We start from the raw sequence: 26,400 nt of genomic DNA, 5'->3' as shown, positions 1-26,400 counted from the left end.
TATGCAGAAAATTAGAGAAGTAATCGTAGTTGAAGGTCGCGATGACACAAAACGTATCCATTTAGCTGTTAATGCAGATACGATTGAAACACGTGGCTCAGCTATTAGTGACGAAACGTTAGATCAAATTGAACTGTTGCAAGAAACTCGAGGCGTAATTGTATTTACGGACCCTGATTTTTCTGGTGAAAAAATTCGTAAAACTATTTCAGCACGCGTTCCAAATGTACAGCATGCTTTTCTGAAAAAAAGTGAAGCTGTCCCAGATCATAAAGGGAGTTTAGGCGTTGAACATGCTTCAGTTGAAGCGATTCGTGAAGCGCTAGATCATTTGTATACAGAAATGCCTGATGGCGAAACATTGATCAGCTTAGAGGATTTACAAACGGCAGGATTGATTGCCGGACCGGATGCCAAAGCTAAGCGTGAAAAATTAGGTGAGTATCTCAAAATTGGTTACACAAATGGAAAACAATTATACAATCGATTGAAACTATTTCAAATTTCACCAGAAGAGTTCGTCGACGCATTGCAAGAAATTAACGAGACAATAACGGAGGAAAAACATGGCTAACAATGATGTGCCAGACATTGCTTCACCTATTAGAACTAAAGCAATTATGGAAACTTATGGTTTAACTTTTAAAAAGAGTTTAGGCCAAAATTTTTTAACAGATAAAAACGTACTAATGAATATTGTGGACGCCGGAGATATTACGGCTGAAGATGACGTTATCGAAATCGGACCTGGTATTGGGTCATTGACTGAACAATTAGCAAGACGTGCACATCATGTTTTAGCAATTGAAATTGACCAAAATTTGATTCCTGTACTTGGCGAAACACTAAGTCCATATGATAATGTTGATATCGTGGAACAAGATATTTTAAAAGCTAATTTACCAGCGTTAGTAGAAGAACATTTTGATGGACAGCATCCATTAAAATTAGTCGCTAATTTACCTTATTACATTACAACGCCCATTATCATGCATTTACTAGAAACGGCGGTTAAATTAGATAAAATCGTTGTTATGATGCAAAAAGAAGTGGCAGAACGAATTGCAGCTGATCCAGGTAGTCGTACATATGGATCACTAACGGTAGCCGTTCAATATGAAATGGATGCTGAAGTCGCATTCGTTGTTCCAAGAACCGTCTTTATTCCACAACCTAATGTTGATTCAGCTATTATTGTTTTGAATCAAAAAGAAGGCGACGTTGAACGCCCAATTAGTGAAAAGGTCTTCTTTAAATTAGTTAAAGGAAGTTTCCAACATCGACGTAAAAGTTTATGGAATAATTTACAATCAATTTATGGTAAAACACCAGAAATTCGTGAAGCGTTACAAGCAGCATTGGATGCATCAGAAATTTCTGCTCAAATTCGTGCTGAAAAACTAAGTATTCATGAATTTATTGTTTTATCTAACAATCTTATCAAAGTAGAAGAGAAATTTAATTAACTTCTTATTGAACTACTGATGTTCGATGTGGTATAATTGCAAATCTTGTGAAACTATGGTATGATGTTTCACATAAGAAGGTGAAGCCCATCATGCCAGAAACTTTAGCCAGCATCAAAGGTACGCTAGATGCCCAAGTCGGAAAAAATTTAACGGTAGTTGCTCAAGCCGGTAGAAAGAAAACTACAGAACGTAAAGGGATTTTACGCGAAACATTCCCAGCTATTTTTGTAGTCGATTTAAACCAAGATGAGAATTCATTCGAGCGCGTTTCATATAGCTACACAGACGTATTAACAAAAAATATTGAAATTGATTTTGAAGATTAAAAATAAGTATAAAAGCCTAGGTAGGGATGTTTTTAGAACATCTTAACTTAGGCTTTTATTTTTAGAAATAATTAGTATAATTAGAGTTAATTAAGGACTTATAGGATTAGGTGAGAACATGGAGATTCGTGAAAAAGCCCCAGCTAAAATCAACTTGAGTTTAGACACCCCATTTAACCATCAAGATGGTGAACAAGAATGGCGAATGGTGATGACATCAGTTGATTTAGCAGACTACTTACATATCAAATCGCTAGACGATCGAACGGACATTACAGTGGAAACTGATAGTGGTTTTTTACCGTGTGATCACCGAAATTTAGCCTATAAAGCAGCAAAAATTTTACAGGATAAATTTCAGATTAAAAAAGGTGCCCAAATACATATCAAGAAGCAAATCCCAGTTGCTGCTGGGCTAGGTGGCGGTTCATCAGATGCAGCAGCCGTTTTACGTGCTTTGAATCAATTATGGAAACTCAATTTATCTTTAGCAGAGTTGGCAAAAATTGGTTTAAAAATTGATTCTGATGTGCCTTACTGCGTTTATAGTAGAACGGCTCATGTAACGGGTCGTGGTGAGAAGATTGCTATTTTAAAAGACTTACCCCCTGTTTGGTTAGTGGTTGCAAAACCTAAGATTAGTGTTTCAACACCAACTATTATTAGACAAATTGATTATACGCGACTCACTCATCCAAATGTAAACGCCGTTGTGAATGCAATTGAGGACGACGATATGGATGCCATAATTGATAATCTAGGTAATGCGCTTGAACCGATTACAGCTGAACGTCATCCCGAAATTACACGTTTAAAAGAAAAAATGATAAAATTTGGGGCAGATGCAGCAGAAATGAGTGGATCAGGCCCAACTGTATTTGCGATATGTCGTAAAAAAAGTCGAGCACAGCACGTCTACAATAGTTTAAAAGGTTTCTGTGAAGAGGTCTACCTAGTGAGACCGTTAAGTTGATTTTATTGCGATAATTAGCATAATTTGTTATGTTGAAGGCATTAAATACAACTGAAAATGAGGGACAACTTGTGGAAGCCTTAATTGAAATTGACTATACAAATGATTTTGTAGCGACAGATGGACACTTAACGGCGGGAAAACCTGCTCAAGAGATTGAAGCTCGAGTGATAGAATTAATGAATGAGTTTGAACAAAAAGGTGATTATGTTGTTTTAGCAACTGATATTCATTATGAAAATGACCCATTTCATCCAGAAACTAATTTATTTCCACCACATAATATTGCAGGTACAAACGGTCGTAAATTCTATGGTGAGTTGGAGCCTTGGTATCAGGCGCATAAAGATAAATCAAATGTTTATATGATGGATAAAACGAGATATAGTGCTTTTGCGGGAACGGATTTAGATTTAAGATTACGAGCTCGGTCAATTGAAACAGTGCATTTAATTGGTGTTTGCACAGATATTTGTGTTTTGCATACCGCAATTGACGCATATAATTTGGGCTATAAGATTGTCATTCATGAAAAGGCGACAGCTAGTTTTAATCAAGCTGGACATGTATGGGCACTGTCACATTTTAAGGATTCTCTGGGTGCAGAAATTAAAGATTAGTGGATTTAGTACAGCTATTGTTGGAAGAGAGTGTTGTCACTTTGTGATAGCACTTTTTTTTATTAAAAAATTGGAGATAATGACTAATTAAGCGACTAGTTAAGAACGCATCCTTCTATTTACATACTACCTAATATAGGTTAACTTTATAACTAAGACATGATTTAATGTAGCGTGTTAGATTAATCTAATTTGCAAGAAAATGGGGGATTGTCTTTGGGAGAATAAAAGCCATATTTGGGGAAAGGTATGGAGGAAACATAAGTGTTGATAGTTAGTTTATGAGTAACAGATATTGAGTACATATATAGAAAAAATAGGGATGTAATGAAGGATAAGTTAAAGTCCTAAAAATTACGAGGTGAAGATATGAAAATTTGTTCGAAATGTGGGTCTCAGAATGAAAATGATGCATTATACTGTGATAATTGTGGGCAACCGTTAGAAAATAAAAATGTTGCTCCTATGAAAACATGTCCGCAATGCAACATAGCAAATAAGGTTGAGGATCAATTTTGCAATAATTGTGGCTTTAAATTTAATCCGAAAGCGCAAGATACTAATAAAGTAGCAGCGCCAATAGTAAACAATGAAATAACAGAAAAACGAGCTAAAAATAACAACCCGATGAAAATAGTTTTAGGAATTATTTTACTTGTTATTATAGCGGGTGGCGGTTATCTTATAGCTGGAAAGTTAACGCACAAAGATAGTGTACCGACGAAGGAAACAACTACTGCAGTATCTAGCTCAAAAGAAAAGAAAACATCGGAAAAAACGCAATCTTCAGAAAATAGTTTAGTACTAAATAAAGTTAAAATTAAGAATGATATTGCAACATATATGGATGACGTTGATGGAAAAAATTCGGTCTACGTTTCGTTAACAGATGGTAGTGCACCGGTAGTTGAAAATAATCATGCGCAAGGATCAGCCAGCATGATTAAATTATTTATTTTAATTACAGCTTATTCTATGGAAAAAGAAGGGACCATCAACCTAAAGGATAGCTATGTTTTATCAGAATCGGATAAGGTCGGTGGAACGGGAGAAATCCAGAATATGAGCGCAGGTACTAGATTGTCATATAAAGAATTATTAGAAAAAATGATTGATGACAGTGATAATACTGCTGCAAATATTGTGATTGATAAACTTGGTGGATTTGCTTCAATTAATACAGAAATTAAAAAATTAGGCGCAATTAATACAACAATTAAAAGAAAAATGATGGATACAGATGCCCTTAATTCAGGAATCGATAATAAAACGTCAGTAACAGATATGGGTAAAATTCTTAAAAAAATGTATAATCATAAATTAGTGTCTAACCAATCGGATCAGGCAATGCTAGATTTACTAAAAGAAAATAAAAATCTAACTAAATTACCATCGTCCTTACCAACTGGTGTTACAGTCTATAATAAGACAGGCGAATACAACGAATATGGTATTCAAAATGATGCTGCCATTATAGAAAAAGATAAAAAGGCATTTATAGTTGTGGCGATGTCAGAATCGGGAACTGAAGATAAGCAGATTCCGGGAATGAATAGGCTAGGATTAGAATTATATCAAGATATTCTAGAGTAAAATAAGAGTTACCAGATAAAATAATGAGACGCAACATCGTAACTAATGGTTAGTTATGATGTTGCGTCTTTTTGCGCGCAAGATATTAATAGTAAATTATATTTAATTCTAATGATATAGTTCACTTTTAAATTGGAAACGGTTCACTTGCTGACAGGTCGACTTTAAATACAGTTATTATAACAAGATGAACTTATACGAATGACAGCTTAACACCGTAGTGACACTTAAAAAAGTTGACGTAGCTGTACCTAAAATGATATTCTAATATTTGTCGGTAATGGTATTGATTACTATTTAGATTACGATTTGAAAAAATGAGGGAGAAACCATGCAAAAAAAATTAATTTTAGTAAGCATAGTACTCACGATGTTAGTTGTTGTATTGACCGGGTGTGGGCAAGGGGCAACTAAGAAAGAGTCTAATAAATTACAGGTTATCACGACATTTTACCCAGTGTATGAATTTACTAAGGCAGTTGCAGGCGATAACGCAGATATAACAATGTTGATGCCTGCCGGGACAGAACCGCATGATTACGAACCTAGTGCAAAGGATATTAGTAAAATTGCGAGGTCAGATATCTTTATCTATAGTAGTAATAATATGGAAACGTGGGTTAAAAGTTTGAAATCAAGTATTGATGAAAAACAAACGCAGATTTTAAATTCTAGTCATTCAATTAAAATGATTGATGAGAACGAAGAATTGAAAAGTGAAGAGGCTGAATTAGCTAATAAAGAAGAGGAAAGTTCATTTTCATCGACTAATAATTATGACCCTCATATTTGGTTAAATCCTGAAAACGCAAAAAAAATGGTTAAAAACATTTCAAATGAATTAATTCAGCAAGATCCTAAAAATGAAAAGTATTATGTAAAACGAACAAATGCTTATTTGAAAAAATTAACGGAATTAAATCAAGAATATAAAACGACATTTAAAAATGCTAAGAATAAAACATTTGTTACGCAACATGCTGCATTTGCTTACTTGGCAAAACAATATGGACTAACGCAAGTTGCGGTTGCGGGTATTTCTTCGGATGAAGAACCTAGTCCAAGACGTTTGGCAGAGCTACAAACGTATATTAAAAAGTATCATGTAGATACCATTTTTACTGAATCTAATGATTCTAGTAAAATTGCGAATATGCTAGCTAAAGAAACAAATATTAAGGTTAAAGGATTGAATCCAATTGAAGGACTATCAAAAGTTCAAATCGAAAATGGAGAAACATACCTTTCAGTTATGCAAGATAATTTAAAATCGTTAAAAACGGTTGTTAAATAAGGAGAATAGATGAAATATATTGAAGTCAAAGATCTTACCTTTTATTACGATGAAGAACCTGTTTTACAAGATATTAATTTCCACATTGATTCGGGTGAATTTGTCATTTTAACTGGTGAAAATGGTGCTGCAAAATCAACTTTAATTAGAAATGTACTTGGCCTATTACATCCGGCTAAAGGAACTGCTGAAATTTCTAAAACTAATTTAGATAATAAAAAATTACGTGTCGGATATATCCCACAAGAGATTTCATCATTTAATGCGGGGTTTCCGTCAACAGTATATGAACTAGTAGCATCAGGCCGTTACCAACAAAATCGTTGGTTAAGACGTCTGAATAAAAATGATCATGAACATATAAAAAAAGCACTTGAAACAGTTAATATGTGGAACTTTAAGAATCATAAAATTGGTGAATTATCTGGTGGTCAAAAACAACGTGTTTGTTTAGCCCGTATTTTTGCAGCAGATCCTGATTTATTTATTTTAGATGAACCAACAACAGGGATGGATGAACAATCGCGTCACGATTTCTACGAATTATTACAACATGAAGCCCATACGCATCATAAAGGTATCTTGATGATAACGCATGATCATGAAGATGTTTCAGAATATATTGATCGTCACATTAAATTAGTTAGAAAGGAGGACTCACAATGGAGATGTTTCTCGATGGATTCATGCAACGAGCTTTAATTGCTTCACTTTTAATGGCAGTAATTACGCCGTTATTGGGATTATTCTTAGTTTTAAGAAGGCAATCGCTTTTGGCAGATACATTGTCACACGTTTCGTTAGCAGGGGTCGCGTTAGGATTGTTTGTTAATATTAATCCAACAATTACCACACTGATTGTGGTTTTAATTGCCTCAGTTTTAATTGAATTTTTAAGCAATTTATACCGTACGTATTCAGAAGTTTCAATTGCCATTATGATGTCTGCCGGACTATCAATTGCCTTAGTTTTAATGAGTTTAAATCAAGGTGCCAGTTCAATGAGTGTACAGCAATATTTATTTGGTTCAATTGTGACGATTAGTTCAGCGCAGGTTATCATTTTAGCAATTTTAACTGTATTAATTGTCGTTCTCTTCCTACTATTCAAAAAGCCAATGTATGTTTTAACTTTTGACGAAGAGACGGCTTTTGCTGAAGGGTTACCGGTTAGATTGATGTCAATTAGTTTTAACGCAGTTACAGGTGTGACGATTGCTATAATGATGCCAATTGCCGGGGCACTACTCGTTTCTGCAATTATGATTTTACCTGCAGCAATTGCAATGCGATTGGGTCGTAGCTTTAATCTGGTTATTATAATTGGTGTGATAGTTGGTGTAATAGGGATGGTTGGCGGATTAATGTCATCTTACCAATTTAATACACCGCCTGGCGCAACGATTACGCTATTATTCATTACGATTTTCATTATATGCAGTATTATTAAAGTTATATCCGTTAGACTTCAAATTAATAAACAAAAATAAAACCGAATATTAACAATCAACAAGCTACTTTTAAAAATAGCTTGTTTTTTTATTAGAAAATCATTAAAAACCGAACGTTAATAATTATATTTTGGCATTTTACTGTTATTATTCGGTAAAACGGGTTATAATGAAAATCACACTTTGAATACTAGATATGTTTAAAAGAAAGGCCTGATATATATATGAAAACAAGAAGAAGCGATCGATTAATTGATATGACTCGTTATTTGCTAGAAAGACCACATACGTTGGTTTCTTTGACGTATTTCTCAAAACGCTATGAATCAGCTAAATCATCAATCAGTGAAGATCTTGCGATTGTAAAACGTACAGTTAGAGAGCGAGGCACGGGAACGCTAGAAACAATTCCTGGCGCAGCTGGCGGTGCACGTTTTATTCCATCTATTGATGAAGCAGAAGCACGTGAATTTATTGAATCAATGACTGAGGAGTTATCAGAAAAAGATCGGTTATTACCTGGTGGCTATGTCTATCTATCTGATTTACTTGGCCGTCCTGACGTTTTACGTCAAGTAGGACGCTTGATTGCAACAGAGTACTTAGACCAAAAAATTGATGCCGTTATGACAGTTGCAACTAAAGGTGTACCCATCGCACAAAGTGTCTCAACATTTTTGAATGTGCCATTTGTTATTGTGCGTCGCGATTCAAAAATTACCGAGGGTTCAACCGTTAGTGTTAACTATGTATCTGGCTCGAGTGAACGTATTGAAAAAATGGAATTATCAAAGCGTAGTTTAAAACGTGGTGCTAACGTATTAATCGTAGATGATTTCATGAAGGGTGGCGGCACAGTTAACGGAATGAAGAGTTTAATCGAAGAGTTTGAAGCAAACTTAGTCGGTATTTCCGTTTTCGCTGAGGGCGCCTTTAGTGGTGACCGAATTGTTGATGATTATAGTTCATTGTTAAAAGTTGATGAAATTAATCATACAGACAAAACCATTCATGTTAGTGAAGGAAATTATTTAACAAAAACATTTAAAAAATAAAAAGTTAATAGATAATTTATATGAAAACTTAATGTTAAATTTAACATTAAGTTTTTTTTAGAAAATTCCAATAATAATTTAAAATCAAGTGTTTTTTAATTTCGAATAAAGTAAGCATATTTATTCGAAATCTTGCAACGCATACGGGTTTAAGCTATTATTAAGGTAGAATATTAGAATATAATTGGAGGAGACTATCTAATGACAGTTGCTAAATATGCCATTATTCTTGCTGCCGGTAAAGGTACAAGAATGAAATCTAAACTATATAAAGTGTTACATCCGATTGCTGGGCGTCCAATGGTTGACCACGTTTTATCGGAAATTGAAGCAAATAATATGGATGAAGTTGTTACTATTGTGGGACATGGTGCTGAGCAGGTTGAAGAAACGTTAGGCAATCGCTCAGAATATGTTCTTCAAGCAGAACAATTGGGAACTGGTCATGCTGTCCTTCAAGCAGAAAAAATCTTAAAAGATAAAGAGGGTATGACCATTATTGCTAATGGTGATACACCGTTACTTACTGCCAAAACATTTGGTGAATTATTTGAATATCATAAAGAAAAAGGTGCTGCTGCAACTGTTCTAACAGCACAAGCAGAAGATCCAACGGGTTACGGTCGAATTATTCGTAATGATATTGGGATTGTTGAAAAAATTGTTGAACAAAAAGATGCCACAATTCAAGAAGCTAATGTTCAAGAAATTAACACAGGTGTGTACTGTTTTGATAATAAAACTTTATTTGAAGCTTTACATGAAGTAACAAATGATAATGCACAAGGTGAATATTACTTAACTGACGTTATGGAAATTCTTAAAAAACAAGGTAAGATAGTCGCAGCTTACCGCATGAAAGATTTCTCTGAATCAATGGGTGTAAATGATCGTGTGGCTTTATCTGCTGCAACTAAAGTTATGCAACGCCGGATTAACGAAAAACATATGCGCAATGGTGTGACTTTAGTTGATCCTGAGACGACTTACATCGAATATAATGTTAAAATTGGTTCAGATACAATTGTAGAACCAGGCGTTTACTTAAAAGGTAATACAGTCATTGGTGAAGATTGTGTCATTGGTGCTCATTCTGAAATTATTGATAGTATTATTCATGATAAGGTAACTGTTACGTCATCATATCTTGAAGATTCTGAAATGGAAACAATGAGTAACATTGGACCATACAGTCACTTACGTCCTCAAGCACATATTGGTGAAGCTGCTCATATCGGTAATTTTGTAGAAATTAAAAATGCAACTATCGGTAAGAGTACTAAAGTTGGTCATTTGACTTATGTCGGGGATGCCACTTTAGGTAAAGATATTAATGTCGGCTGCGGCGTCGTTTTTGTTAATTATGATGGCGTTAATAAACACCATACCAACATTGGTGATCATTCATTTATTGGTAGTGGATCTAATGTAGTTGCACCACTAGAAGTTGGTGATCATGTATTTATCGCTGCCGGATCAACAATTACAGATAATATTGATTCACACGATATGGGTATTGCTCGTGGTCGTCAAGTGAATAAAAAAGGTTATTTTGACAAATTACCAGTAGCTCATGCACCAGAAATTGATTAGTAAGCGAATTCTTATCGGATTTTAACTTGCAATTTACTTGATTAATATTTAAAATTTTAAGTAGGGAAAATTAAATAACTGGAGGCACATATGTCAGAACATTATTTTGATCCAAAGTTGAAAATTTTTGCTTTGAACTCGAATAAACCATTGGCTGAAAAAATTGCTGATGCTGTTGGTGTTAAATTAGGTAAAACCTCTGTAGATCGCTTTAGTGATGGTGAAATCAGAATTAATATTGAAGAAAGTATTCGTGGAGATCATGTTTACATTGTTCAATCAACATCTGCACCCGTCAATGACAATATTATGGAATTATTAATTATGATTGATGCTTTGCGTCGCGCAAGTGCTAAATCAATTAATGTCGTTATTCCTTACTATGGTTATGCTCGTCAAGATCGTAAAGCACGTTCACGGGAACCAATTACAGCAAAATTAGTTGCTGACATGTTAGAAAAAGCTGGTGCAACAAGAATTTTAGCGCTTGATTTGCATGCTGCTCAAATTCAAGGATTCTTTGATATCCCAGTTGATCATTTAATGGGTGCACCTTTATTAGCTGACTACTTCTTAACCGAAGGATTAGATAAAGATTCTGTTGTCGTTTCACCTGATCATGGTGGAGTGACACGTGCTCGTAAATTAGCAGAATTCTTGAAAGCACCTATTGCAATTATTGATAAACGTCGTCCTAAAGCTAACGTTGCTGAAGTGATGAACATTATTGGTACCGTTGAAGGCAAACGTTGTATCTTAATTGATGATATGGTTGATACGGCAGGAACAATTACGCTTGCTGCTCAGGCTTTAATGGATGCCGGTGCAACTGAAGTGTACGCAAGTGCAACTCATCCGGTTTTATCAGGTCCAGCTGTTGAAAGAATTGCAAAATCACCTATTAAGCAATTTATCGTAACAGATTCAATTCAGTTACCTGAAGATAAGAAAATTGATAAATTAGTTCAAATTTCAGTGGGTCAATTAATTGGGGATGCAATCACGAGAATTCATGAAAACAAACCAGTTAGTCCATTATTTAAAAATCGTTTCCATAATGAAAAATAAAGTTAAGAAAGTTAGATAACTAATGTTGTCTAACTTTTTTTGTATCCAAATTTAGGACATAAAAAAACCGTCAGTCCAGGGAGACTGACGGAAAAAGGGAGTAGAGATAATTAATTTCAGGGGAGAAATTAGTTATGAGTTAGATTAATTTATTCGGGGAAATAAATTAAAATTTAAAAGTTATTAATTAAGGTATGAAGTTATAATAACAAGTAGTTGTGAAGAAAATGTGACGTAAAAAGGAAGAAAGTTCTTCTCGTAGTTAGTACGTTAGAGTAGTAAGCAGTCTGTTTACTTGAATATCTTAGGACTTAATAGATCTTACTAAGAATGATAAACAACATTAAAGTGATTTTTTATTAATATTAGCATTAATTTTATATTATATATAAATTATAAAAGTCTTTTTTAACTTGAATATTATTGTTTTGAGTTAATTATTTATATATAATATTAAATGCGTAAGGGAGAATTTTAAGGAGTTTTTATGAAAAAATTAATGTCATTTATTTTAGTTGCAATATGTGTTTTTGGTATAGCAATTTTAAGTTCAGATCGTGTAGAGGCTAACAATCCGAATTATGTTCATCTTGCTAATAGATGGAATGATCCTTGGGACGAAACTTATAGAATTCAAAAGTGGAGTAAAACTGCGTATGAATTAAACATCAAAAAGATATCGGGAAAAATACGTGTGGAAGCTTGGGGACACTCTTATAAGGCTGGTCGTACAGGAAATGTATCTGTTTCTAAAGGAAAAAAATATGTTATTAAATCTAAAGGACAGACAAAATTAACTAATTATTTAGTAGAGTGGTATGGAACAGGAAACAATGCATATATTGTAAATAGTATTCATGCATATGGTAGTGCTGATGGTAATTGGAAACCTGATAGATAAGAAGAAATAATGTGCTCTCTTACGCATTATATTAAAATAAAAGATTGGTGTGAAAAAAATGAATTCTTATTGGCTGTCGCGTATGGCGAAGAAACAATATTTTTATGGCATATTAGTGGGTTTTGCTTTAATAGTAGTTCACGTGTCTATGGATATGTTACCTAATAGGACTTATCTAGATGGTTCTAATTTAACTTTTACTGTGATTACAACATGGATAGGTATAGGTGGTACTGGTAGCGATTTTTCAGCTTTATTTTATTTGTTATTACCTTTATTTTCAGTGATTGGTTTGAATCTAATTGTCTTCGAGGATAAACAAACAGGTTTTATTAAACAATATGTACAAAAAAAGGGAATTATTAATTATTCTATTCATTCATTTAGCTTAAGCTTTATTTCAGGATTTTTGATTGGGATACTACCTTTATTATTGGATTTATTAGTAGCATGGTGTTTATTCCCTAATCAACCATTAGATGCTGTATTAAATAATAATCTGGGACTTGCATCGAATTCAACATATTTTATGAAGGACCTTTTCCAGCAATCATATACGGGGATTTTATTTTATATTTTACTTGCAGGTTTGTTCGCAGGTGTTTTTTCTGTAGTTGCCGCGAGTGTTAGTTTATATGTAAAAACAATTTATAGTGTGGTTAGTTTTAGTTTTTTACTGTGCTTATTTATAAGTGTTTTAGCTGCTGTATTTCCTTTTTATCTTGCTGCACCTTTGTCGCTTCCTATGGTAGGAGGACCCGCGGAGGGCCTACCTCCTTTATCATTTATTATGGGGATTTTGTTTTTGGTTCTCATTGTAGCTTATCTTTTTAATTTTATGGGAGTAAAACGTAATGCGATTATTTAAAATATATTTAAAAACTAAACGGTCTCGTGACTGGGTAATAGATATTCTTACGTTCTGTTTATTAATTATTTTATCTCTTTTTGAATATTATTTATTTTTAGGTAATGAAAAGAATAGTTCCTTTATTGACGTAGTCCAAGGAGGACTACAAAATAGTTTAAATATTGAAAATATAATGATTCTTTTCTTTCCAATATTGATATTATTACCCTTTCAGGGTTCTAAATTTCCAATTATGTATTATATAAGAAAACCTTTTTCTTTTTTGAGAGTACAAGTGAATTACTTTTATGCCATATATATTTGTGCATTTGTTATCTCTGGAATCCTTTTTTTAATTTTAAATAAGGATAATTTAAAATATAATATAAATGGCTATCAGCTAGTTACAATGGTTATTTATTTTATCGCAATGTATGTTTTTTATAATTTAATAGCGTCCTTTTATTGCCTCACAGGAAATAAAATTATATCGTTATTTTTAATTTATGGTTATTATCAATTAGAAATATTTTTGAACGAAAGAGGGATTAGATTGTTTTTTAATCATGGCATAATCAGTCTTGGATATAGTGTTAACACGTTATATTTAATTCAAAATATATTCTTTATACTACTCTTTTTTATTATTTTGGAGGTTTTTCAAAGATGGATTTTATCAAAAAAAGAATACTCTATAAATTGAAGTTTTTCAGTATCTTAGTTTTTAGAAATATTTATTTAACGATTTATTATTCTAAATGGCGTACGGTGCTCATTTTTATTATGCTAACGATGATGATCATATTGTGCAAAAGAGATCAAGTGAGTGGTATGACGAGCTTACTATATGGTGCTTCGTTAGATACTGAGGGAGAATCTTTTCCTTTATTTTGGTTCATCTTTGTGATTTCTCCAGCATTAGCTATTGGAAATTCACAAATGTTACTATGGAAATCAGATTTTAAAATTCTACATAATATTGGATATAAAAATTATTTATTTAGCAATTTATTGATGTTAGGAATTTATAATAGTTTTTTTTATTTTTTGATAGTGATTATAAACGGTTTTGGTATCTCACATTTAGCTTTCTATAGTTATCTATTTATATTTAGTTTCACCTATCTTGTATTGTTATCAACAGCGTCATTTTTATTAGATGATTTTATACTACCCTTAATAGGGAGTTTAGCAGTCATAATATTAGATGTTTATATTTCTCACATATCCATTATAGACGCAACAATGCTCTCTAGATTTAACCCTAATCATAATTCGGTTAACATTATAATTTTATTAACGATTATATTGAGTTGCATCATTATCTCACTTATAAAAATTAAAGATATTGATTTTATTTAAAGAAAGTAGTGTAAAAATGAAAATAATAGAGTTGAAAAACATTTCCAAAAGAATTAAGCAAAAAGATATTTTAGTAGATATCAATTTATCAATTGAAGAAGGAATCGTTTGTGGATTCAGTGGGCCAAATGGTGCTGGGAAATCCATGATATTTAATACGATTATTGGGTTTGTAAAGCCTACTGAAGGTGAAGTTTGGGTTAATGGAAAATATATCAGAGTAGATGAACTTTTTTCAAGCAGCATTGCTTTTTCTATGGATAGTATTGGTATGTTAGAAGATTTTTCAGTTCTTAAAAACTTGGACTTAATTAATCAACTAAATAGTCATAAAATGACTAAGAATGAATTGAACGAAATGGTAACTTATGTTGGACTAGATCCTAATGATAAGCGTGCGATTAAACACTATTCATTAGGAATGAAGAAAAGGGCCTCAATTGCTTGTTGTTTAATCAATGATGCACCTATTTTAATATTAGATGAACCTAGTAATGCACTAGACGATAGTGGAAAAGACTTTTTGCGTCAGTTAATTATCGATCAAAAAGCAGCAGGGAAAACAATCCTTATTTCTAATCATGATAGTGTTTTCTTAAACGAAGTGAGTGATAAAATCATTCACATTTCAGAAGGTAGAGTTATTCTAAAATGAAAAATAAAAATTCGTGGAAACTAAGTCAGAGAGGATTACTTATTTTGGGAGGCATCTGCTTACTAGCAAGCGCTGTATGGTTATGGAATGCTCATGCAGCAGTAACCGAACAATATAAAAACAGTCAAATTAAGAATGTGTTTGTAACATCTAATCATCAAAAAATAGTAAATGAAAAATTTGTATTTACTAAAATCAAGCATCACGTCACTAAAGACTCAGACGAAGCTTACTACAATGACAGTATTGATGTCGATATTGAATCAAAAAAAGATGGTGACTTTCCACTCGGAGGGCTATTTGTTATGAATAGTTCTTATGATGTGACCCAATCTGATATGCTTAATGAAAAAGGTGAATCTGATTCTTCGCTGCATGTCGGGATAAATCATAAGACTTTAAAAGCAATTATTAGAAAAGGCTCTGGTAATCGTTCTTTTAATTTAGTGTTTTTAACTTCGTCCAAACCAGGTACTAATATAAAATATATCTATCAAAGTGATTTTAAGTGAATATCACTAGGTAAATTAAATTAATTTAGACAGTCCCGGCAGGTAATGCTAGGGCTGTTTTTTACTATTCTTAAAGTATTCAAATTCAACATAAAAAACCGTCAGTCCGGGGAGACTGACGGAAAAAGGGAGTAGAGATAATTAATTTCAGGGGAGAAATTAGTTATGAGTTAGATTAATTTATTCGGGGAAATAAATTAAAATTTAAAAGTTATTAATTAAGGTATGAAGTTATCATAACAAGTAGTTGTGAAGAAAATGTGACGTAAAAAGGATAAAATATGATTACTTTTTTTGTGGGGTGAAAGTATAGGATATATAATATTTTAGTAGTTTTTACATAAAGATTTTCTTAGAATAAAGCACTATTTGAGCTGATTATTAAATACAACTTTTCTACTACCCTTTAAAATTGATAAAGTGTATATTAAAAGGTAGTAAATATAGTTTAAGAAAGTGTTGCTATGGTTCTTTTAGCTCAAGAATTGTTAAATTATAACTTATAAGACTGTTTAAGGCTAGCAGAAGGTAAATGAAAATTAAAGATTCATTTGAATTGTTTGTAACCTATCAAGTCTATTCTATAATATTTTGATTGAATAAGGGTTGAATAATTAGTCAATTAATTAAAGGTGAAATAATTTATGGAATTAAGATACTTTATGAAGAGTCTAATTGAATAGGGAGTGATCCATATCCGGTACAAGATTATAATATTATATTAAAAAATTTAGAGAGCCTGACTTTGATTATGCAGGAGAGTTACCCAAAATATCTATGGCTTTTAGTACGTCTAGTACAGTAACTAGTGTTGGGGCAGAACTTGGGGTAACTTTAGTTACTATTTTCATAGTCTTTGTAGGTTCCTTAATAATATAGAAGGAGAAGAATATGATAGAATTTGAGATAAAAGTATTAATATTTTTATTAATTGGTACGCTTGTATTTATGATTTTAAAAATGCGGAAATATAAAAAAGAAATTACCGAACTTAATGATGTGGAAAAGAAGCAACAAGAACAAATAAGTAGATTAGAAGGGAAAAATAATGAATAGTTATGATCTAGTTTATCTTGTTATGCCTTTAGTATTATTTTGTATTTGGATTGCTTTCTACATTTACTTATGTGTATGTTTATATAAATATAAGAAAGCTAGACGAAAAGTAATAATTAGTTCTGCTAAACTTAATGAATTAACAACAAAAAAGATATTAGAACTAGAAAAAAAGTTAAAAAAATAGAATAAAAACTAATTAAAAAGAGAAGTAATCAGAAATCAATCTGGAGACTTCTCTTTTTAATTTATTATAGAGCTAATCGATTCTCAGAATAGTCTTGTGTCTAATCTGAGAATATAACCAATTAGGTTGGGCATTAAACTTAGACTTCAAACGTATATTTAATTAGAGACAGTACTCGTAATGTTAAAAAGGGGGACCAAAATAATCTTAGATTGTTATTTATTACTACAGATTATAACGCTTGAATATTATGATTTTATAGTCGATACACTTTAATTTTAAGGGTATAAAAAAACCGTCAGTCCGGGGAGACTGACGGAAAAAGGGAGTAGAGATAATTAATTTCAGGGGAGAAATTAGTTATGAGTTAAATTAATTTATTCGGGGAAATAAATTAAAATTTAAAAGTTATTAATTAAGGTATGAAGTTATCATAACAAGTAGTTGTGAAGAAAATGTGATGTAAAAAAGATAAAATATAAGTAAAATAAAAAAACTTGATTCCGATTAAAAATCAGAATCAAGTTTTTATTAATTATTATTTAGTCTTCTTTTGCAATTTTTTCTTCAATTTTTTTTGATGCTTCTCGAGGTAAGTCACTATCTCTTTCAGCTAGTAAGTTACGGATATCTTTTAAATATTCTTCTGTAGGTGTTAATGTCGTTTCTGAAGATTCTTCTTCCTTATCATTAGATCTACTTGTTGCATTTCTAAGTGCTGTGATTCCTTTAAGCAACATAAAGATAACAAAGGCTACGATTATAAAGTTAATGACATCGTCTAAAAATTGTCCGATTTTGAAAGTTGTATCACCAATTGTGAGAACGATCCCTGACAAGTCAACTTTACCGACGACAAGTGCAATGATAGGACCAATGATGTTAGTTGTGAAAGACTTAACGATTGTTGTAAATGCACCACCAATAATAACAGCGACTGCCAAATCCATCACATTTCCGCGAGTGATAAAATCTCTAAATTCTTTTAACATGTTTGATGAGTCTCCTTTAATTTGGTTAACTGTATCTTAAAGTATAACGGATTTTATAGGATAAGTGAACTGAAAATTGTGAGTTAATAGGTTTGAATGATATAATCAAAGCACAAATTAAAAGCGAGCGAGGAACTAACTATCATGAAACAGGCTAAAAGGAATGTCACATTTTTATTAAGTGTACTGGCAATCATTACTGCGATTATCTGGATCCGTGTTGGAGGGGATAGTTTTTCTTTATCTAATGTATATTTTTATATTGGCATTATATTAATTCTAGTCGGCATTATATTAATTTTGAGCCAAGCACAACTATTCGCTGGCTGGTTTAAACGACGAGATAAAGGTGAATCTAAAGAAGATTATAATGAACGTAAAATTGATGTTAAAAGTGTAGGAAGTAAAAAAAATCGTCCGCTTAAAATATCACCATTGATGCGTAGTTGTTTTATTGTTGGTGCATTATTGATTTTGATTGCTGTATTAGTGACTATTTAAACTAGGGAGATGATGTCATGAATATTTTTTTGGGTATTATCATCGTTTTGTGTTTTGCTGTAGGAGCATACTTTGTAGATGGTGGATTTGCAGAAAATGCTGGATCATTATATAAACAATTTAAGCAATCAAAGTTATCTTTTAGAGAATTTATGCGATTGTTGTTTAGAAGATAATTCGCCAAAAAAACGGACCTAACTTTGATTATTCAAAGTTAGGTCCGTTTTTAATTTATTTAATCAGCTAATGCATATTTTTGGATTGCTTTAGCAACACCTAACTCAACGTTAGTAGCAGTTACTGCTTGAGCATTATCTTTAACTTCTTGAATGGCGTTACCCATGGCAACACCTAGACCTGCTGCTTGGATCATTGATAAATCATTACCTTGATCACCAAGTGCCATAACCTCGTCTTTGGTGAAACCTAATTTATCAGCCAAGGACATAACGGCATTTCCCTTGCTGGCATTTTTGTTTAGGAGTTCTAAAAAGTAAGGTTCACTTTGAACGTAGTAATAATTATCGGTAATTTTTGCGGGTAATTCCTTAACGACACGTGTAATAACTTCAGGATAATCAATATACATCATTTTCGAAATGACGATATTCTTGTCCATTTCTTCAGGTTTTCGGAAACGAATAGGCATTTGAACTAAGAATGACTCTGCCACAGAATATTCACTGATATCAGCATTAGGTGTATACATTAATGCTTGATCTTCAGCATGAACATGGACGTTTAATTCACGACTTGTTTCTTCGATTATGTTGTAATCATTAATATCTAACGTATGATGAATTAAAACTTCACCAGAGCCTGAAACTTGAACTAAAGCACCGTTAAAAGTAATAACAAAATCATCATCTGATGTTAAACCGAGTTTTTCTAAGTATTTTGTAACGCCTGTTAAAGGACGTCCGGTACAAAGGACAACTTTGATGCCAGCAGCTTTAGCAGCTTTAATAGTAGTAATAGTTTCTGGGGCGATTTCTTTTTTATCATTAACGAGAGTACCGTCAATATCGATTGCGATTAATTTAATTGTCATGTTGTGTATTCTCCTTTGGGTTGATTAAAGTATCATTATTAAGATAAGTTCTAAATTGTGTATAAATGTCAGTGAATAAATCGTTCTCTGATTTTACTAATTCTCTTGGGAAGAAGAAACGACGGTCGCCTGATACTTTACCAGTAATAGAAGCAACGAGGTCACTGACGCTAGATAATTCAACAAGTGAACCATCTTCTTGAGCTAATTCGATTTGGGTGCGCGGCTTATCTTTGGTTGGATCATAGGCATCATAAGGTAAGTCGTAACTGTCATTTTCTGCCGTATAGTAGTCAGGTTGAAAGCCAGCTGATTCAATAAGACGTTCTAGAGTAGGTAATAAATCAACAGTCTCTTCATCAAATTTGATTGATTTAAATGGTTTGCGATCCAGGAAACGGACAGCTAAGTCACTTAAGATATTATCAGTATTTTGACGCCATTCCGTGAAGTAAGTGGTTAAAACACCGTCATCTAATTGTAAATAATCATCTAATGAAAATTCATTTTTAAAAAGTGGAATCAATAATTTTGGTGAATCCTCGGCACTTAAGCGATTATTTTCGTATAGGTATTTAGCCCGATTTAATAAATGACTTAAAATAACTTCCATTGATCTAGAAATAGGATGGAAATAAACTTGGACGTACATTTGGAATCGGCTGACAATATAATCTTCAACGGCATGCATCCCATTGATATCAAATGCAATCCCGCCTTTATAAGGACGCATCACACGTAAAATCCGAGTTAAGTCAAATGTACCATAATTTGTACCAGTGTAGTAAGAATCACGTAATAAGTAATCCATTCGATCAGCGTCTATTTGACTCGAAATCAATTGGACAACTTGTGGATTAGGGTACGTTTTTTGAATAACACTTGCCACTTTTTCTGGGAAATCAGCAGAAACTTTTGCTAAAACTTGATTAATCTCAGTTGATGGATCAGTTAAAATTTGAGCAGTGATAGCTTCGTGGTCCGTTTTGAAAATGTGCTCGAAAGTATGTGAGTATGGACCATGGCCGATATCGTGTAAAAGAGCAGCGCATAACGCCACTAATTTTTCGGAGTCGTCCCATAAACCGTCGCCAGCTTCTTTGCTTGGATAATTTCGTTGGAAATTATCGCAGATTCGACGTGTGATTTCATAAACACCCACGGAATGGGTGAAACGTGAATGTTCCGCTCCATGAAAAGTTAATGAAGTTGTACCGAGCTGTTTAATTCGGCGTAAACGTTGGAATTCTTTAGTATTAATTAAATCTAAAATAACTTGATGTTGCACATAAATGTAATCGTGAATAGGATCACGTAACACTTTTTCTCTAGCAAGTAACGGCGATTGTTCGAGCAATAGAATCCCTCCTCGAAAATTTAGATAGTAAATAAGTTCGTAATACTTCTATTATAACGAACATTCGTAATTTAGTCATGACATAATGATGATTATAGGTAACGACATTCATTTAAATCTAAGTTATAATACAGTGAAACGATAAGGTGAATGGAGGAATTAAGTTGTATGGCAATCACGTTAGATAAACAAATTGCGATCCATTTGGAAACAATTAAAACACAAGAAGGCGAAGTTGAACGCTATGTCATCGAAACAACGGGACAACTCGTTCGTTTAGGCGATGGGATGTATATCAGATATAAAGAAGAAGACGCAGAGTCTGGTAAAAAAAATCCAGTTACCTTTAAATTGCAAGATGATGGTGAAATTCAATTAACTCGAGAAACAGATGATATACGCACAAAATTAATTTTTTTAGCGCAAAAAAAAATTAATGGGGTTTATAAAACAGCGTATGGTCGTATTCCAATTGAAATTGAAACAACGCAATTAAAAAGTCAGTTAAATAGCCAACCAATTTCGGGATCACTTGATATTGATTATCGCTTAACAACAAGCGGTGAATTGTTGGGAGACTATAATATACGATTGCAATTTACGGCATAAAAATGTATGATTAAGAGTAGACTTTTGGAAAGGACGTGTGCTAGTTGGAGCTTAAACAATTCGATGGCCAAAACAAAGACGAGTTATCAATGATCGAGGTTGCTCACGCAATCTTATCGCAACATGGTGACGTCATGGGTTTTGCTGACTTAACTAATGAAATCCAAACATATCTTGGTAAAAATGATTTAGAAGTGAGAGATCGCTTATCACAATTTTACACAGATTTAAATGCTGATGGTAGCTTCATTTCACTTGGAGAGAACTTATGGGGATTACGTTCATGGTATCCCTTCGATTCAATCGATGAAGCTGTTGCTCATGTAGAAGATGAAGACGATGAAGATCGTCCTAAACGTAAAAAACGTAAGAAAGTTAATGCTTTCTTAGCAGATGCCGCTGATGATGATGACGTTATTGATTACAATGATGATGATCCTGAGGACGACGATTTAGATGCAACTTATGAAGATGACGACGAAGATGATGATGAAGATACAGAAATTAAAGGTTATGATAAAGATTTAGATGAAATAGCTGATAGTAATTCTGATGATGAAGAAGAATTACCAGAAGGTATTGAAGATCAATTATCTGAAATATCCGATGAAGATGCAGAAGACGACGAGGAAAATAATTAAAAGGACTTGACGATTTCGTCAAAACCCTGTAATATATTTTTTGGGCGCCTCGCAGGTATTTCTTGCGAGGACAAACGCACGGTTGATACAAGCTCCCTACACTGATTAGATTATTCTACTCGGCTTAGGGGGCTTGTTGTTTTTTATAGACATAATGAACAATAACTATCAGGCCACAAACACAGAATCCCCACAAAAATTAACCCAAAGGAGATTTATAATGACCAAATATATATTTGTTACAGGTGGCGTTGTTTCGTCAATTGGTAAAGGGATTGTTGCAGCATCTCTTGGCCGTTTATTAAAGAATAGAGGCTTGAAAGTTACTATTCAAAAGTTTGATCCTTATATCAATGTGGATCCAGGAACAATGAGTCCCTATCAACATGGGGAAGTTTTCGTAACTGATGATGGTACAGAGACTGATTTAGATCTTGGTCATTATGAACGTTTTATTGATATTAACTTAAATCAATATTCAAACGTAACGACTGGTAAAATTTATTCAGAAGTTTTACAAAAAGAACGTCGTGGTGATTATTTGGGTGCCACAGTTCAAGTTATACCACATATTACAAATACAATTAAAGAAAAAATTATGCGTGCTGGAACAACAACGGATTCTGATGTTGTAATTACTGAAATAGGTGGAACTGTTGGTGATATTGAATCATTGCCTTTCCTTGAAGCATTACGTCAAATGAAAGCTGATGTCGGTTCAGATAATGTTATTTATATTCATACAACATTGATTCCTTACCTAAAAGCTGCAGGTGAAATGAAAACGAAACCTACACAACATAGTGTTAAAGAATTACGCGGATTGGGTATTCAACCAGATATGTTGGTTGTTCGGACTGAAGAACATATCTCGCAAGATATGCGTAATAAATTAGCTAATTTCTGTGATGTTGAACCAGAAGCCGTTATTGAATCAATGGATGTTGATACATTATATACGATTCCTTTAGCGTTACAAAAACAAAAAATGGACCAAATCGTTGTTGATCATTTGAAATTAACAACACCAGAAGCAGATATGACTGAATGGCAAAAACTTGAAACACAAGTTTTAAATTTGAAGAAAACAATCAATATTGCGTTGGTTGGTAAATATGTTAAATTGCCAGATGCTTATATTTCTGTTGCCGAAGCATTGAAACATGCTGGATACACTGTTGATGCTGATGTTAAAATCACAATGGTTGATGCAGAAAAATTAGATGAAAGTAATATTGTTGAAACGTTGCAAGATGCTGATGGAATCATCGTTCCAGGAGGATTCGGTAATCGTGGACTTGAAGGGATGATTCTTTCAATTCAATATGCGCGTGAAAATAATGTTCCATTCTTAGGTGTTTGTCTTGGTATGCAAATGGCATGTATTGAATTTGCACGTAACGTTGTTGGGCTCCAAGGCGCACATTCAACTGAAGCTGTTCCAGAAACACCACATAACATTATCGACTTGATGACAGATCAAGAAGATGTTGAAGATATGGGTGGAACACAACGTCTTGGTTTATATCCATGTAAATTAAAACCAGGAACGGTAGCAGCTGCAGCTTATGATAATCAAGAAGTTATCCAAGAACGTCACCGTCATCGTTATGAATTTAATAACGAATACCGTGAACAACTTGCTGATAAAGGATTGGTTTTTGCTGGAACATCTCCAGATAATCGTTTAGTTGAAGTTGTTGAAATTCCTGAAAATAAATTCTTTGTGGCAGCTCAATACCATCCAGAATTTTTATCAAGACCACAACGTCCAGAAGGTTTATTCCAAGCCTTTGTGAACGCTACAGTTTAATAAATGTAATTGAAAGAGATAATAACAATTTGTTATTATCTCTTTTTTTATGTCTAAAAGGGTTGTATTTAATATGTGTACTATGTATTATAGTACACATGGATGAGGTGAGATAATTGCAAATTAATAAGACGAGTAGTAAACCGTTTTATGAACAATTGATATCAGGTATAAAAGAAGATATTTTTAAAGGAATTTTGCAGACAGAAGACAAGTTGCCGTCAGTTAGAGAAATGGCTAAAATTCATGAAATGAATCCAAATACGGTTAGTAAAGCGTATAAAGTTTTAGAATCACAGGATGTAATCGTGACAGTTAAAGGTCGAGGGACATATGTCAAAGCCAATAATGAGAGCAATCGCGATGAACGACAAATCCAAAAAAATCGTGAGGCATTGTTAGATACGATTAAAGAAGTGACCTATCTCGGTGTCCAAGAAGATGAGATTCAGGGTTGGGTTAAGTCGTATTTTGAAAAGGAGGACTAAGAATGGGATTTGAAATTAAAGGTTTATCAGAGAAAATTAGTGACAAAGAGATACTTAATGATATTAATATGTCTTTAGTCCCAGGGGAAATAGTGGGTCTAATTGGTCGTAATGGAGTTGGTAAAACAACCTTATTCAGATCAATTTCAGGCCAATACATACCAGATCAAGGTGATATTTTAATTGATGATCAATGGATGAAAGAAGATTCATCATTGAAGGAAAAACTCTTTTATTTAGATACACAGAATAATTTTTTAGACAGCTACACAATAGATAAGATTGTCGAATTCTATGAACTCGCTTATCAAACGTTTGATCGTCAAAAATATGATAATTGGGTCACAGAATACAACCTACCTAAACAAACAAAATATCGTCAATTTTCTAAAGGGATGCAAGGATTATTTAATATTATTTTGGCCTTTTCCACTGGTGCACCATATGTTATTTTAGATGAACCACTGGACGGGTTAGATGTAATTGTCCGTAAACAAGTTTTCCAAATTATTATTGATGCCGTTGCTGAAGACCAGCGAAGTGTACTTATTTCTTCACATAATTTAGAAGAATTAGATCGATTAATCGATCGCGCAATGGTTTTAAAAGATGGACATATTGTGAGTGATTATCGTTTGGAAGACACGCGTTCAGAATCACGAAAAGTTCAATTGGTGTTTAAATCAAAAGAAATTCCAGCTTTCATTAAAGAAAATAGCCGAGCAATGAGTATTCAAGGTCGTGTCGTCACTGTTTTATTTGAACACTATTCAGATGAAATTGAAGCTCAAATTGAAGCTGAAGATCCGGCATTATTCGAAGAATTACCGTTAACGTTGGAAGATTTATTCCGAGCAAGTCTTTCGGCTAAAGAAAATACCGGAGGTGGGAAGTAGTGACAGTTAATAGAAGATTGAATCAGATTATTTGGCAGAGATATAAGTGGATTGTTTTATCACTTGTTGCACTTATTGTGGTTGTTATGGGGTTTACACTACATAATTCGGTTGACACTACGGGAATAGACGCGGCCAATCTTACTTATACAGAGTTTGTTCAAAGTGAAAAAGATTCGGCAAAAGCGGATCATCGTAAAATAGGTTCAGTTAGCAGAGCAACATATGAAAAAAATAATATTAAAATAAAAGATGTAAGTATTCATGATGGTACATTTCAAAATGCAAAAACAGCACTAGTTATTTTTAGTCTGGGTGCTATCTTATTAGGGATATTTACTAATATGTATGATATGCAAACTAAATTTAATGAATTTATATTTTCAAGCTCATTTTCTAGAAAACGCATTTTCTTAAAAAAAATTGGTCTAATGTTACTACCTGCCTTACTTACTTTTATTGTAGGTTCAATTATAACAACATTTGTTGCTGATGTAGCTATCTCAGTAAGTAATCCAAATTTTATATCAGATAGAATGATACATTTATTCTTAGATAGTAGTCAATTGATTGCGCTATACAGTGTTGGCCTTGTGGTAGGTGTTTTAGTTCGTCGGGTTGTAGCATCTGTCGTCACTGCGTTGGGATTCACTGGCTCGGCCTTGATATGGTTTGCTTACTTTGAAGGATTCATTTTTGATCAAACGCAAGACATGTCTAATACTTATTATCTTGTACTAGGATTTATATACTTGATTGCTGGGTTATTGATGATAGTGATGGCAGTTCATTATTTCAACAAATTATCATTAGAACAGGATAGTCCTTATTTACAATTCGATTATTTAAAACTACCACTACTCATTTTTACAACGGCTTATATAGCTATTTTAATGGCTGTAGTTAATTATGATACAATTGGGGAAAAAATAGGATATGGCTTGATAAGCGGCTGTATTACAGTCATTGTTGCTTATATTGTTATTTATCGTCCACAAAATATTAGTCAAAAATTGCAACGTATTTTTTCGAAAAATAAAAAATAAAAGTAAAATGGCTACCTATTTCTCTAAGAATAGGTAGCCAT

At 33.0% G+C, this 26,400-nt stretch carries 30 protein-coding genes; 27 read left to right on the top strand and 3 right to left on the bottom strand.

Features of this window, described 5'->3' with window-relative positions:
* The first annotated feature begins 1 nt into the window (after position 1).
* The 19 genes from rnmV (at position 2) to AC1RPK_RS06205 (ending at position 16,778) form a co-directional block, all read left to right on the top strand.
* Positions 2 to 574 (top strand): ribonuclease M5, encoded by a 573-nt coding sequence (gene rnmV / locus AC1RPK_RS06295; protein ID WP_409021930.1) that lies wholly within the window; start codon positions 2 to 4, stop codon positions 572 to 574.
* Positions 567 to 1,466 (top strand): 16S rRNA (adenine(1518)-N(6)/adenine(1519)-N(6))-dimethyltransferase RsmA, encoded by a 900-nt coding sequence (gene rsmA / locus AC1RPK_RS06290; protein ID WP_409021931.1) that lies wholly within the window; start codon positions 567 to 569, stop codon positions 1,464 to 1,466. Before rnmV ends, rsmA begins: the two co-directional genes overlap by 8 nt.
* Positions 1,467 to 1,558: 92 nt before the next feature.
* The gene (locus AC1RPK_RS06285; protein ID WP_409021932.1) at positions 1,559 to 1,795 is read left to right on the top strand and encodes a Veg family protein; all 237 of its coding nucleotides are present in this window, start codon (positions 1,559 to 1,561) and stop codon (positions 1,793 to 1,795) included.
* A gap of 118 nt (positions 1,796 to 1,913) precedes the next feature.
* Positions 1,914 to 2,768, top strand: coding sequence for a 4-(cytidine 5'-diphospho)-2-C-methyl-D-erythritol kinase (gene ispE, locus AC1RPK_RS06280; protein ID WP_481761794.1), 855 nt, complete (start codon positions 1,914 to 1,916; stop codon positions 2,766 to 2,768).
* Between the two features lie 29 nt (positions 2,769 to 2,797).
* Positions 2,798 to 3,388: a cysteine hydrolase family protein gene (locus AC1RPK_RS06275; RefSeq protein ID WP_481761793.1), complete on the top strand. Its 591-nt coding sequence runs from the start codon at positions 2,798 to 2,800 to the stop codon at positions 3,386 to 3,388.
* 369 nt (positions 3,389 to 3,757) lie between these two features.
* Complete coding sequence (locus AC1RPK_RS06270) at positions 3,758 to 4,981, top strand: serine hydrolase (protein ID WP_481761792.1); 1,224 nt, start codon at positions 3,758 to 3,760, stop codon at positions 4,979 to 4,981.
* 331 nt (positions 4,982 to 5,312) lie between these two features.
* Entirely contained in the window at positions 5,313 to 6,275 is a 963-nt protein-coding gene (locus AC1RPK_RS06265) for a metal ABC transporter substrate-binding protein (protein ID WP_481761791.1), read from the top strand.
* 9 nt (positions 6,276 to 6,284) lie between these two features.
* Entirely contained in the window at positions 6,285 to 6,977 is a 693-nt protein-coding gene (locus tag AC1RPK_RS06260; RefSeq protein ID WP_481761790.1) for a metal ABC transporter ATP-binding protein, read from the top strand.
* The gene (locus tag AC1RPK_RS06255; protein ID WP_481761789.1) at positions 6,938 to 7,765 is read left to right on the top strand and encodes a metal ABC transporter permease; all 828 of its coding nucleotides are present in this window, start codon (positions 6,938 to 6,940) and stop codon (positions 7,763 to 7,765) included. The genes AC1RPK_RS06260 and AC1RPK_RS06255 overlap by 40 nt, the downstream gene beginning before the upstream one ends.
* 185 nt (positions 7,766 to 7,950) lie before the next feature.
* Positions 7,951 to 8,781: a pur operon repressor gene (gene purR, locus AC1RPK_RS06250; RefSeq protein WP_409021938.1), complete on the top strand. Its 831-nt coding sequence runs from the start codon at positions 7,951 to 7,953 to the stop codon at positions 8,779 to 8,781.
* Between the two features lie 201 nt (positions 8,782 to 8,982).
* Positions 8,983 to 10,374 carry a bifunctional UDP-N-acetylglucosamine diphosphorylase/glucosamine-1-phosphate N-acetyltransferase GlmU gene (gene glmU, locus AC1RPK_RS06245; protein ID WP_481761788.1) on the top strand — a complete coding sequence of 464 codons (1,392 nt, stop codon included), beginning with the start codon at positions 8,983 to 8,985 and terminating at the stop codon, positions 10,372 to 10,374.
* A 90-nt stretch (positions 10,375 to 10,464) separates the two neighbouring features.
* Positions 10,465 to 11,442: a ribose-phosphate diphosphokinase gene (locus AC1RPK_RS06240; protein ID WP_481761787.1), complete on the top strand. Its 978-nt coding sequence runs from the start codon at positions 10,465 to 10,467 to the stop codon at positions 11,440 to 11,442.
* A gap of 487 nt (positions 11,443 to 11,929) precedes the next feature.
* The gene (locus AC1RPK_RS06235) at positions 11,930 to 12,343 is read left to right on the top strand and encodes a hypothetical protein (RefSeq protein WP_481761786.1); all 414 of its coding nucleotides are present in this window, start codon (positions 11,930 to 11,932) and stop codon (positions 12,341 to 12,343) included.
* Between the two features lie 49 nt (positions 12,344 to 12,392).
* On the top strand, positions 12,393 to 13,211 hold the full coding sequence (locus tag AC1RPK_RS06230; protein WP_481761785.1) for a hypothetical protein: 819 nt from the start codon (positions 12,393 to 12,395) through the stop codon (positions 13,209 to 13,211).
* Entirely contained in the window at positions 13,198 to 13,896 is a 699-nt protein-coding gene (locus AC1RPK_RS06225; RefSeq protein ID WP_481761784.1) for a hypothetical protein, read from the top strand. The genes AC1RPK_RS06230 and AC1RPK_RS06225 overlap by 14 nt, the downstream gene beginning before the upstream one ends.
* The gene (locus AC1RPK_RS06220; protein ID WP_481761783.1) at positions 13,860 to 14,555 is read left to right on the top strand and encodes a hypothetical protein; all 696 of its coding nucleotides are present in this window, start codon (positions 13,860 to 13,862) and stop codon (positions 14,553 to 14,555) included. Before AC1RPK_RS06225 ends, AC1RPK_RS06220 begins: the two co-directional genes overlap by 37 nt.
* A gap of 16 nt (positions 14,556 to 14,571) precedes the next feature.
* Positions 14,572 to 15,210, top strand: a complete 639-nt coding sequence (locus AC1RPK_RS06215) for an ATP-binding cassette domain-containing protein (protein WP_481761782.1) — start codon at positions 14,572 to 14,574, stop codon at positions 15,208 to 15,210.
* Positions 15,207 to 15,722 (top strand): hypothetical protein, encoded by a 516-nt coding sequence (locus AC1RPK_RS06210; protein WP_481761781.1) that lies wholly within the window; start codon positions 15,207 to 15,209, stop codon positions 15,720 to 15,722. The genes AC1RPK_RS06215 and AC1RPK_RS06210 overlap by 4 nt, the downstream gene beginning before the upstream one ends.
* Positions 15,723 to 16,613: 891 nt before the next feature.
* The gene (locus AC1RPK_RS06205) at positions 16,614 to 16,778 is read left to right on the top strand and encodes a hypothetical protein (RefSeq protein ID WP_481761780.1); all 165 of its coding nucleotides are present in this window, start codon (positions 16,614 to 16,616) and stop codon (positions 16,776 to 16,778) included.
* A gap of 729 nt (positions 16,779 to 17,507) precedes the next feature.
* Here AC1RPK_RS06205 and mscL read toward each other — a convergent pair.
* On the bottom strand, positions 17,508 to 17,957 hold the full coding sequence (gene mscL / locus AC1RPK_RS06200; protein WP_409021944.1) for a large conductance mechanosensitive channel protein MscL: 450 nt from the start codon (positions 17,955 to 17,957) through the stop codon (positions 17,508 to 17,510).
* A gap of 144 nt (positions 17,958 to 18,101) precedes the next feature.
* Here mscL and AC1RPK_RS06195 point away from each other — a divergent pair, with 144 nt between their 5' ends.
* Both AC1RPK_RS06195 and AC1RPK_RS06190 read left to right on the top strand, forming a co-directional pair.
* Positions 18,102 to 18,458 carry a DUF3899 domain-containing protein gene (locus AC1RPK_RS06195; RefSeq protein WP_481761779.1) on the top strand — a complete coding sequence of 119 codons (357 nt, stop codon included), beginning with the start codon at positions 18,102 to 18,104 and terminating at the stop codon, positions 18,456 to 18,458.
* Positions 18,459 to 18,475: 17 nt separating this feature from the next.
* A complete protein-coding gene (locus tag AC1RPK_RS06190; protein WP_481761778.1) occupies positions 18,476 to 18,634 on the top strand; it encodes a hypothetical protein in 159 nt (52 codons plus the stop codon).
* Positions 18,635 to 18,693: 59 nt separating this feature from the next.
* Here the strand turns inward: AC1RPK_RS06190 and yidA are convergent, their stop codons facing one another.
* Positions 18,694 to 19,509 carry a sugar-phosphatase gene (yidA, locus tag AC1RPK_RS06185; protein WP_409021948.1) on the bottom strand — a complete coding sequence of 272 codons (816 nt, stop codon included), beginning with the start codon at positions 19,507 to 19,509 and terminating at the stop codon, positions 18,694 to 18,696.
* A complete protein-coding gene (locus AC1RPK_RS06180; protein WP_481761777.1) occupies positions 19,499 to 20,866 on the bottom strand; it encodes an HD domain-containing protein in 1,368 nt (455 codons plus the stop codon). Before AC1RPK_RS06180 ends, yidA begins: the two co-directional genes overlap by 11 nt.
* Before the next feature lie 168 nt (positions 20,867 to 21,034).
* Between AC1RPK_RS06180 and AC1RPK_RS06175 the strand changes: the two genes are divergently transcribed.
* The 6 genes from AC1RPK_RS06175 (at position 21,035) to AC1RPK_RS06150 (ending at position 26,359) form a co-directional block, all read left to right on the top strand.
* Complete coding sequence (locus AC1RPK_RS06175; RefSeq protein WP_481761776.1) at positions 21,035 to 21,475, top strand: YwiB family protein; 441 nt, start codon at positions 21,035 to 21,037, stop codon at positions 21,473 to 21,475.
* Between the two features lie 44 nt (positions 21,476 to 21,519).
* A complete protein-coding gene (gene rpoE / locus AC1RPK_RS06170; protein WP_481761775.1) occupies positions 21,520 to 22,116 on the top strand; it encodes a DNA-directed RNA polymerase subunit delta in 597 nt (198 codons plus the stop codon).
* Positions 22,117 to 22,336: 220 nt separating this feature from the next.
* Positions 22,337 to 23,929, top strand: coding sequence for a CTP synthase (locus tag AC1RPK_RS06165; protein ID WP_481761774.1), 1,593 nt, complete (start codon positions 22,337 to 22,339; stop codon positions 23,927 to 23,929).
* A 116-nt stretch (positions 23,930 to 24,045) separates the two neighbouring features.
* The gene (locus AC1RPK_RS06160; RefSeq protein WP_481761773.1) at positions 24,046 to 24,417 is read left to right on the top strand and encodes a GntR family transcriptional regulator; all 372 of its coding nucleotides are present in this window, start codon (positions 24,046 to 24,048) and stop codon (positions 24,415 to 24,417) included.
* A 2-nt stretch (positions 24,418 to 24,419) separates the two neighbouring features.
* Positions 24,420 to 25,313, top strand: a complete 894-nt coding sequence (locus AC1RPK_RS06155) for an ATP-binding cassette domain-containing protein (RefSeq protein WP_481761772.1) — start codon at positions 24,420 to 24,422, stop codon at positions 25,311 to 25,313.
* Entirely contained in the window at positions 25,313 to 26,359 is a 1,047-nt protein-coding gene (locus AC1RPK_RS06150; protein WP_481761771.1) for a hypothetical protein, read from the top strand. The genes AC1RPK_RS06155 and AC1RPK_RS06150 overlap by 1 nt, the downstream gene beginning before the upstream one ends.
* The last annotated feature ends 41 nt before the right edge of the window (positions 26,360 to 26,400 follow it).

The organism is Dellaglioa sp. CoH-55-MRSF-6, from assembly GCF_056782215.1.
This window is presented reverse-complemented; position numbering and strand designations above follow the sequence as displayed.